Source organism: Ideonella margarita, from assembly GCF_038066635.1.
GTDB classification, from domain to species: domain Bacteria; phylum Pseudomonadota; class Gammaproteobacteria; order Burkholderiales; family Burkholderiaceae_C; genus Ideonella; species Ideonella margarita.
The window spans coordinates 644398-653337 of record NZ_JBBUTI010000001.1 but is presented as its reverse complement, the minus strand read 5'-3'; the positions used below and the strand labels follow the sequence as shown (position 1 = coordinate 653337).

General features: G+C 64.0%; 9 protein-coding genes. 5 read left to right on the top strand and 4 right to left on the bottom strand.

Features of this window, described 5'->3' with window-relative positions; all coding sequences use genetic code 11:
- From AACH00_RS02980 to AACH00_RS02965, 4 genes are all read left to right on the top strand, one after another.
- On the top strand, nucleotides 1-243 hold a 243-nt coding region (locus AACH00_RS02980; RefSeq protein WP_341397450.1), incomplete at its 5' end, for an ExbD/TolR family protein.
- A gap of 108 nt (nucleotides 244-351) precedes the next feature.
- A complete protein-coding gene (locus AACH00_RS02975) occupies nucleotides 352-1557 on the top strand; it encodes a hypothetical protein (RefSeq protein WP_341397449.1) in 1206 nt (401 codons plus the stop codon).
- A gap of 16 nt (nucleotides 1558-1573) precedes the next feature.
- On the top strand, nucleotides 1574-2536 hold the full coding sequence (locus AACH00_RS02970; protein WP_341397448.1) for an MBL fold metallo-hydrolase: 963 nt from the start codon (nucleotides 1574-1576) through the stop codon (nucleotides 2534-2536).
- Between the two features lie 28 nt (nucleotides 2537-2564).
- Entirely contained in the window at nucleotides 2565-3386 is an 822-nt protein-coding gene (locus AACH00_RS02965; RefSeq protein WP_341397447.1) for an SDR family NAD(P)-dependent oxidoreductase, read from the top strand.
- Between the two features lie 115 nt (nucleotides 3387-3501).
- Here the strand turns inward: AACH00_RS02965 and folE2 are convergent, their stop codons facing one another.
- From folE2 to xseB, 4 genes are all read right to left on the bottom strand, one after another.
- Nucleotides 3502-4305, bottom strand: a complete 804-nt coding sequence (gene folE2 / locus AACH00_RS02960) for a GTP cyclohydrolase FolE2 (protein ID WP_341397446.1) — start codon at nucleotides 4303-4305, stop codon at nucleotides 3502-3504.
- An 89-nt stretch (nucleotides 4306-4394) separates the two neighbouring features.
- A complete protein-coding gene (gene dxs, locus AACH00_RS02955) occupies nucleotides 4395-6326 on the bottom strand; it encodes a 1-deoxy-D-xylulose-5-phosphate synthase (protein WP_341397445.1) in 1932 nt (643 codons plus the stop codon).
- Between the two features lie 9 nt (nucleotides 6327-6335).
- Nucleotides 6336-7223, bottom strand: coding sequence for a polyprenyl synthetase family protein (locus AACH00_RS02950; RefSeq protein ID WP_341397444.1), 888 nt, complete (start codon nucleotides 7221-7223; stop codon nucleotides 6336-6338).
- The gene (xseB, locus tag AACH00_RS02945) at nucleotides 7220-7465 is read right to left on the bottom strand and encodes an exodeoxyribonuclease VII small subunit (RefSeq protein ID WP_341397443.1); all 246 of its coding nucleotides are present in this window, start codon (nucleotides 7463-7465) and stop codon (nucleotides 7220-7222) included. Before xseB ends, AACH00_RS02950 begins: the two co-directional genes overlap by 4 nt.
- Nucleotides 7466-7805: 340 nt before the next feature.
- On the opposite strand from xseB, the gene AACH00_RS02940 reads away from it, so the two are divergent.
- Nucleotides 7806-8927: an aromatic ring-hydroxylating oxygenase subunit alpha gene (locus tag AACH00_RS02940; RefSeq protein WP_341397442.1), complete on the top strand. Its 1122-nt coding sequence runs from the start codon at nucleotides 7806-7808 to the stop codon at nucleotides 8925-8927.
- Nucleotides 8928-8940: the final 13 nt, after the last annotated feature.

The following is an 8940-nucleotide window of genomic DNA, read 5'->3' as shown; positions in this document are numbered from 1 at the left end:
GAGATCGTCCGCATCGATGTGGACTTCGACGGCACCATCGGCTGGAACGGCGAGATCGTGCCGACGCGCGCCGAGCTGCAAGCCAAGCTGTACCGCACGGCGCAGCTGCCGGATCAGCCGGAAGTGCACCTGCGGCCGAACAAGCTGGTGACGTACAAGTACGTTGCCATGGTGATGGCTGAGGCACAGCGCCTGGGCGTCACCAAGATCGGCATCGTGGGCAATGAGCAGTTCATGAACTGATCGCCCACAGCGGTTACAACCGGTTTACCCGGGTATAAATCGGGGATCGACCGTCATGGGTTCGATCCCCGATTGTTTTCAGCGCCACCCTTACCCAGAATTCGAGCTATGAACACCCTGCGCACCCTCTCCGCCGCCCTGTTGATGGCCGGTGTCCTGATGTCCGCCAACGCACAAAGCGTTCGCCCCGAAATCGGCAAGCCGCTGCAACAGGCCGGCGAACTGCTCAAGGCCGGCAAGGCCAAGGAGGCCCTGTCCAAGGTTCGCGAAGCCGATGCCGTGGGTGGCAAGTCTGCCCAGGAACAGCTGATGATCGACCGGATGCGCGGCGCAGCTGCACAGCGCGCAGGCGACAACGGCACCGCCATCCAGGCGTTTGAGGCAGTGTTCAACTCCGGCAAGCTGTCTGGCGCCGAGCAGGCGCAAGTCGCCGAGTCGCTGGCTTTTGCCTATTCGCAGACCAAGGACTTCGCCAAGTCCGGCCAATGGGCCCAGAAGGCCGTCGCGGCTGGCAGCAACAGCGCACAGCTGAAGCAACTGCAGGCCTATCTGCAATCCCAGAGCGGCGATTACTCTGCCATCGCGCGTGACTCGGCTGCCGCCGTGAGCGCCGCCGAGCAAGCCGGCAAGCGCCCGGACGAAGGCGACCTGCTGCGCTTGGCGGATGCCTACCAGCGCACCAACAACGGCGCCGGCCAAAGTGCCACCTTGGAAAAGCTGCTGGCCTACTACGGCAAGAAGGAATACTGGTCGGCCGCGCTGGGCCGCCTGCCGCGCAAGCCCGGTTTTTCAGACCGTTTCGCTCTCGACATCATGCGTCTGAAGCTGGCCACGGGCAACCTGACCAAGGCTGAGGAATACATGGAGATGACCCAGCTGGCACTGCAGGCCGGCTTGGCTGGCGAAGGCAAGTTGATCGTGGAAAAGGGCTTCACGGCGGGCGTGCTCGGCACCGGCGCACCGGCTGAAGCCGATCGCCACAAGCGCCTGCGTGACCTGGCCACCAAGCAAGATGCAGAAGTGCGCGCCAATGTCGACAAGATGGTGGGCGAAGCCAAGGATGGCAACGCGCTGGTGCAAGCCGGCGTGGTTCTGGCTTCCATCGGCCAGGCTGACAAGGGCATCGCCCTGATTGAACAAGGCATCGCCAAGGGCAACCTGAAGCGGCCGGAAGACGCCAAGCTGCGCCTGGGCCAGGCTCTGGCACATGCCGGCAAGTCCAAGGCCAAGGCACAGCAGGTGCTGCGCAGCGTTCAGGGCAACGACGGCGCTGCCGACATCGGCCGCCTGAGCGCACTGCTCGTCAACCAGTGACCCCCGCAAGCCGTCGATGAGCACCCCAGCCCTGCCCTCCTTCGTCACGGCGTTGGAGCACGGGCTCTACGCCATCGACACCGGCTTTCAGCGACCAGCCTTCGACGCCGCCTATCTGGTGGTCGACGCTGGTCGCTGTGCTTTCATAGACACCGGCACGCGCCTGGCCGTGCCGAGGCTGTTGGCGACCCTTCAGGCGCTTGAACTTGCGGCCGAGCAAGTGGACTGGATCATCCCGACCCACGTGCACCTGGACCATGCGGGTGGCGTCGGTGATCTGCTGACGCACCTGCCCAATGCCAAGGTGCTGGTGCACCCACGCGGGGCCCGTCACCTGCAAGATCCGACCATGCTCTGGCAAGGCGCTCTTGCGGTGTACGGCGAGACTGAGATGCAGCAGTCTTACGGCGGCATCACACCCGTTCCGGCTGACCGCTTGATGTCCAGCCATGACGGCCTTCAGATTCCCGTAGGCGCGCGTCAACTCAGTTTGATCGACACACCCGGCCACGCCCGGCATCACCACTGCATCTGGTGCCCTGTATCCCGCAGCTGGTTCACCGGTGACACCTTCGGCCTGTCGTACCGGGAATTTGATCTGAACGGACAGGCCTGGATCATTCCGACAACCACGCCCGTTCAGTTCGAACCCGACGCGTTGAAAGCCTCGATCACCCGGTTGCTGGCCGCTCAGCCAGATCATGTCTGCCTGACCCACTACGGCCAGCTCGGCGATGTGGCCCGACTGGGCGCCTCATTGCTGGGGCAGATCGATGAGCTGGTGGCGCAAGCCCACATCGTCAACAACACAGCCAAGGAAGACCGGCATCAGGCCCTGCGCGACATGCTGGCGCGCATCTGGTTGCGCCGCCTGCGTGAGCATGGGCACACCGCTGACGAGGCCACGCTGCTGCATCTGCTGGCCATGGACATCGAGCTGAATGCCCAAGGGCTCGGCATCTGGTTGGACCGGACTTGATCCAGCCCCTTCCCGAACAAGCATGAACATGTCCACCGCATCTGCACCCGCCTCTGCAACCGCAACCGCACCGCACTTCGGCATGGCCGGACGGACCTTCGTGATCACCGGCGCCGCCCAAGGCATCGGCGAGGCGTGCGCCAAGCGGCTGGCACGAGAGGGCTGCCATCTGGCGCTCTGGGACGTCGATGCAACCAAGCTTACCCAGCTCGCAGCAGCGTTGAACGCAGACGGCGCAACAGCCGTGGCCGTGCCATGTGATGTCAGCCTCGCCGCCAACGTGAACGCCGCGATGACCGCGACCGTGGCGCAACTGGGTGCCGTGCACGGCCTGCTCAACAACGCCGGCATTTTCCGCGCGGCTGACTTTCTCGACATCACCGAAGCCGATTGGGATGCGGTGATGAACGTGAACCTGAAGGGTAGTTTCCTGGTCGGGCAAGCGGTGGCCAGGCACATGGTGGCGCAGCACACGCCTGGCGCCATCGTCAACATGTCGTCGGTGAACGGCACCTTGGCCATCGCCAGCATTGCCAGCTACAACGCCAGCAAGGGCGGCATCAACCAGTTGACCCGTGCAATGGCTCTGGGCCTGGCAGATCACGGCATCCGCGTGAATGCGGTGGCGCCCGGCACCATTGCCACCGAACTGGCTGAGAAGGCGGTGCTGACCAGCCCGGAAGCCCGCCAGCGCATTCTTGGCCGCACGCCGATGAAGCGGCTGGGCACACCCGCGGAGGTGGCCGACGTGGTCGCCTTCCTGCTCAGCGACGCTGCCGCCTACATGACAGGCGAAATCGTCCACGTCGACGGCGGCCGCATGGCCCTCAACTACACCGTGCCCGTCTGAAGGCGGACCGAGGCGTTCTGCGGCCGGGCAAGGCAGAGGCGGTCAGAGCCGCCTCGAGCAGATCGCTCACCCTGAAACAGGTGCCTTGCGGCCACCTGCCAAGGTCCAACGACCATCAGTTGCGCTCTATGCGCGCCCAGGCCGAGTGGTTGTGGATGGACTCGAAGTTCTCGACATCCACCACATAGCGGCCGATACGCGCATCGGCATTCAGGCGCAGGGCCACATCGCGCACGAGGTCTTCCACGAACTTCGGGTTCTCGTAGGCGTGTTCGGTGATCCACTTTTCGTCGGCGCGCTTGAGCATCGGCCAGATTTCGCTGGAGGCCGACTCTTCCGCGAAGCGCACCAGTTCCTGCCACTCGATGGGTGCACCCAGCGGATCCTTCAATTCCACGCGGATCGTGACGAGCGAGCGTTGGTTGTGCGCACCGTAGTCAGAAATCTCCTTGGAGCACGGGCACAGGCTCTTCACCGGCACACCCACCTCGGCCCAGATCGACGTGCGACCAGCCTTGCGCTCGGCAACCCAGGCACCGCCGTAGTCGAGCAGGCTTTGCAGGCCTGACACCGGAGCGCGCTTGCGCAGGAAGAAGTTGAAACGCGCCTCGATGCGGCCTTCGTCGGCGTGCAGCTTTTCCAGCATCACGTCCAGTTCGCCACGCAGGTGCGCAGCATCCATCGGGGTGGACTGTGCATCCAGCCACGCCACGAAGCGCGACATGTGGGTGCCCTTCTTCTCGGCAGGCAGCGCCACGTCAAGGTTCCACAGCGCAGCGGTGGATTGCTCGACACCCGCCACGCGGAGCGTCAGCGGATAACGAACATCCTTGACGCCGACGCGCTGAATGGCCACGTGGCGCTCATCGCGTTCGTTTTGCGTGTCGGGAATGTGCAGGGCGTCGGTCAGGTGGTTCATGGGCAAAGGCAATACATCTCAGACCGACAGGATCGCAGCTATGGAATGCGCTGTGGTTGGAAAGGTTAAATGACGGCGATCAACAAATTTCAAGCCGCAGCCGGGCTGACCACGCTCAGCGGTACGCCGAAGCGCTTGAGCACCGACTGCTCGATGCCCGCTGCGTCGAGACCGCACAGCGCCATCAGCTTGCCATGATCGCCGTGCTCGATGAACTCATCGGGCAGGCCGAGCGTGAGCACCGGCACATTGAGACCATGCCGGGACAGGGCCTCCAGCACGGCACCACCGGCGCCGCCGGGCAGGCAACCATCCTCGACGGTAACGATGGCGTCGTGGCTACGAGCCAGGTCCAGCATCAAGGCTTCATCGAGCGGCTTCACGAAGCGCATGTTGGCCACGGTGGCATCGAGCTTTTCAGCCGCCTGCAGCGCCGGGTACAACAAGCTGCCGAAGGCCAGGATGGCAATGCGCTGGCCCTGGCGCCGCACCTCACCCTTGCCCCAAGGCAGCTCATCCAGTTCAGACACCACTGGCACACCCACGCCAGCGCCACGCGGATACCGCACGGCCACCGGATGCTGCTGTCGATAGGCGGACGTCAGCGCCCGGCGGCACTCGCGCTCATCAGCAGGCGCCAGCACGCTCATGTTCGGTACACAGCGCAGGTAGGCGATGTCGTAGGCACCGGCGTGCGTGGCACCGTCAGCGCCCACCAGGCCTGCGCGGTCCACCGCAAACACGACCGGCAGGTTCTGCAAGGCCACGTCGTGGATCAGCTGGTCATAGCCGCGCTGCAGGAAGGTCGAGTAGATCGCAACCACCGGCTTCAAGCCTTCGCAGGCCAGGCCCGCGGCGAAGGTCACCGCGTGCTGCTCGGCAATGCCCACGTCGTGATAACGCGTCGGGAACCGCTGCTCGAACTCCACCATGCCTGAGCCTTCACGCATGGCCGGCGTGATGCCGACCAGGCGGTTGTCAGCTTCAGCCATGTCGCACAACCATTGGCCAAAGACCTGCGTGAAGGTCTGCTTGGGTGCACTGGCGGGCTTCTTCAGGCCGACGGCGGGGTCGAACTTGCCGGGGCCGTGATAGTTGATCGGGTCAGCCTCGGCCAATTCATAGCCGTAGCCCTTCTTGGTCACCACGTGCAGGAACTGCGGCCCCTTGGCATTGCGCAGGTTCTCGAGCGTCGGCACCAGGGAATCGAGATCGTGGCCATCGATCGGGCCGACGTAGTTGAAGCCGAACTCCTCGAAGATCGTGCCGGGCACGACCATGCCCTTGGTGTGCTCTTCAAACCGCTTTGCGAACTCGTACAGCGGCGTATTGCGCAGCACCGACTTCGCGCCTTCGCGGGCGGTCGCGTAGAACTTGCCGCTCATCAAGCGGGCAAGGTAGCGGTTGAGCGCGCCCACGGGTGGCGAGATCGACATGTCGTTGTCGTTCAGGATCACCAGCATGTCGGGCAAGCCAGCGCCGCCCGCATAACCACCATGGTTCAGGGCTTCAAAAGCCATACCACCGGTCAAGGCGCCATCGCCGATCACGGCCACGGCCCTGCGGTTTTCGCCCTTCAGGCGAGCGCCGTGGGCCATGCCCAGCGCCGCGGAAATAGACGTCGACGAGTGACCGGTGCCAAACGTGTCGTACTGGCTCTCGGCGCGACGAGGAAAGCCGCTGATGCCACCCAGTTGCTTGAGCGTCGCCATGGCCTCGCGACGACCCGTCAGGATCTTGTGCGGATAGCTCTGATGGCCCACGTCCCAGACCACCCGGTCATATGGCGTGTTGAACACGTGGTGCAGGGCAATCGTCAGCTCGACCGTGCCGAGGTTCGACGACAGGTGACCGCCCGTGCGGCTCACCGATTCGAGCAGGAAACTGCGCAGCTCGTCGGCCAGCACCTTCAGCTGCGCACGGCTCAGCGGCCGCAGGTCTGCCGGGCTGTTGATGCTTTCGAGCAAGGCGCGCTGCACAGGCGCGCCGGTCTCCTCACCCCGATTGGCTTGGTGGCTCATGGTGTGTTCTCAGCTGTTGCGGTCGACCACCCGGTCAGCCAGCCAAGTCAGACAGGCCGTCCGGGACAGTTGTGCCGCTGCCAATGCGGCATGGGCCTCGCTGCGCAGACGGCAGGCGTAGGCACGTGATTCTTCCAGACCCAGCATGGAGACATAGGTCGGCTTGTTGTTGTCCTGGTCTTTGCCGGCCGTCTTGCCGAGCGTCTCGGAAGCTTCAGTCACGTCCAGGATGTCATCCACCACCTGGAAGGCCAGCCCCAGGGCCGCGCCGTAGCGGGACAGCTGCTGCCAGACCTCGGGCGTGGTGGCACCACAAGCGGCGCCCATCAGCACGCTGGCTTCCAGCAGGGCGCCGGTCTTGCGGCGATGCATGTCGCGCAGCGTGGCTTCATCGAGCGGACGCCCGACACTGGCCAAGTCGATGGCCTGGCCACCTGCCATGCCGGCATGGCCCGCCGAGCGCGCCAGCAAAGACACCAGCCGGGCCTGCAGGGCCGCCGGCATGCCTTCATCGGGCGTGAGCACATCGAAGGCCAGCGCCTGCATGGCATCACCGGCCAGCATGGCCTGCGCCTCGCCAAACTTCACATGTACCGTGGGCTTGCCCCGGCGAAGCGCGTCGTCATCCATGCAAGGCATGTCGTCGTGCACCAGGGAGTAGGCATGGATCAGCTCCACCGCCACCGCGGCGCGCATCGCAGCGGCCTCATCACCACCCACCGCTTCACAGGCCGCCATCACCAGCAAAGGCCGCAGGCGTTTGCCGCCGTCGAGCACGGCATAGCGCATCGCCAGGCCCAGGCCAGCCGGCGCATCGGCCGGCACCAAGGCCTCCAGGGCTGTTTCAACGGCCTTCAGTTGTGTTGCGACCCAATTGTCAAATTCACCAGCATTCATGCGTTGTTCGTCCAGGGCTTGAGCTGCCCTTCCTCCAGGACCTTCACTTGTTCTTCCACGCTCTGCAAACGGCCACGGCAAAACTCCAGCAACATGGCACCTCGACGATAACCACCGAGCAGTTGATCCAGCGGCAACTGCCCTGCTTCCATTTCCTGGACAAGCCGATCCAGTTCGGCCAGCGCTTCTTCGTAGCTGGCAGGTTCCTGGGCAACGTCGGTCCGTGAGGGCGCTCGGGGCATTTCAGATCATGGAAAGTTGATCGGGAATTGTAGTCAGGCTGTGGGCCGACTCACTGACTCACACCCCTAGTCGAGCAGGAATCAGATGGGAATTCGGCACAGTCGACGCATTCGCGGATGATTCACGGCCTGCAACCACCGTCTGCAGTCAATGCTGGTAGAATCCCGCCCTTCGCCCTCACACGGCGGCGCGTGATCTGCCCGCAGCAGCACATGCCGAAGTCAGGGTGTATCAACGTCAGGTTGACGCTCCGTGTGCGGCAACCAATTGTCAAGATCCCACCCGCGGGGCCACCGGGTGGGGGGTTAACAGACATGTTTTTTGGAGATCCTGGGGATCATGTCGGACCTGAGCATCACGCTGGAAGCTCTGGAGCGCGCGCGCTCTCAACTATCCGTTTCTACCTATTTTGATGAGGACTTGCTTCGAAGGGAGCAGGAACTCATCTTTCAGCACGGACCGCGCTATCTGGCGCATGAGTTGTCCGTTCCTGAACTTGGTGACTACCACGCCCTCGCGCATGAGGGCGAGGGTCGCATGCTCGTGCGTACCCGCAACGGCGTGGAACTGGTGTCCAACGTCTGCCGGCATCGCCAAGCCGTGATGCTGCGCGGGCGCGGCAACACCAAGAGCAGCATCGTCTGCCCGCTGCACCGCTGGACTTACGACCTGCAGGGCCAGCTCATCGGCGCGCCCCACTTCGACCACGACCCGTGCCTGCACCTGAACAACTACAAGGTGAAGACATGGAACGGGATGGTGTTCGAGGACAACGGCCGCGACATTGCCGGCGACCTGGCCAACCTGGGCCCGCGGGCTGACCTCGATTTCTCCGGCTACGTGCTGGACCACGTCGAGCGCCACACCTGCAACTACAACTGGAAGACCTTCATCGAGGTCTACCTTGAGGACTACCACGTCGGCCCGTTCCACCCAGGCCTCGGCCAGTTCGTGACCTGCGACGACCTGAAGTGGGAATTCGGCAAGCACCACTCGGTGCAGACCGTGGGCGTGCTGAACAACCTGGAGCGTGCCGGCTCGCCGGTCTATGAGCGCTGGCGCGATCAGGTGATGCGCGTGAACGGCGGCGTGCCGCCCAAGCAGGGCGCGGTGTGGCTGACCTACTACCCGAACATCATGATCGAGTGGTACCCGCACGTGCTGACCGTGTCGACGCTGTACCCGAAGGGGCCGCAGGAAACGCTGAACGTGGTGGAGTTCTACTACCCGGAAGAGATCGCTGCCTTCGAGCGTGAGTTCGTGGAGGCGCAGCGCGCGGCCTACATGGAAACCTGCATCGAGGACGACGAGATCGGTGAGCGCATGGACGCCGGCCGCAAGGCCCTGTTCGAGCGCGGCGACGACGAAGCCGGCCCGTATCAGAGCCCAATGGAAGACGGCATGAAGCACTTCCACCAGTGGTACCGCCAGACCATGGGCATGGACCGCTCGAACCGCTGAGCTGAGCTCAGCG

Coding starts and splice junctions, on each gene's coding strand:
- AACH00_RS02950 (WP_341397444.1), bottom strand. CDS start 7,223: ATGAATGCTGGTGAATTTGACAATTGGGTCGCAACACAACTGAAGGCC.
- AACH00_RS02965 (WP_341397447.1), top strand. CDS start 2,565: ATGTCCACCGCATCTGCACCCGCCTCTGCAACCGCAACCGCACCGCAC.
- xseB (WP_341397443.1), bottom strand. CDS start 7,465: ATGCCCCGAGCGCCCTCACGGACCGACGTTGCCCAGGAACCTGCCAGC.
- AACH00_RS02940 (WP_341397442.1), top strand. CDS start 7,806: ATGTCGGACCTGAGCATCACGCTGGAAGCTCTGGAGCGCGCGCGCTCT.
- AACH00_RS02970 (WP_341397448.1), top strand. CDS start 1,574: ATGAGCACCCCAGCCCTGCCCTCCTTCGTCACGGCGTTGGAGCACGGG.
- AACH00_RS02975 (WP_341397449.1), top strand. CDS start 352: ATGAACACCCTGCGCACCCTCTCCGCCGCCCTGTTGATGGCCGGTGTC.
- dxs (WP_341397445.1), bottom strand. CDS start 6,326: ATGAGCCACCAAGCCAATCGGGGTGAGGAGACCGGCGCGCCTGTGCAG.
- folE2 (WP_341397446.1), bottom strand. CDS start 4,305: ATGAACCACCTGACCGACGCCCTGCACATTCCCGACACGCAAAACGAA.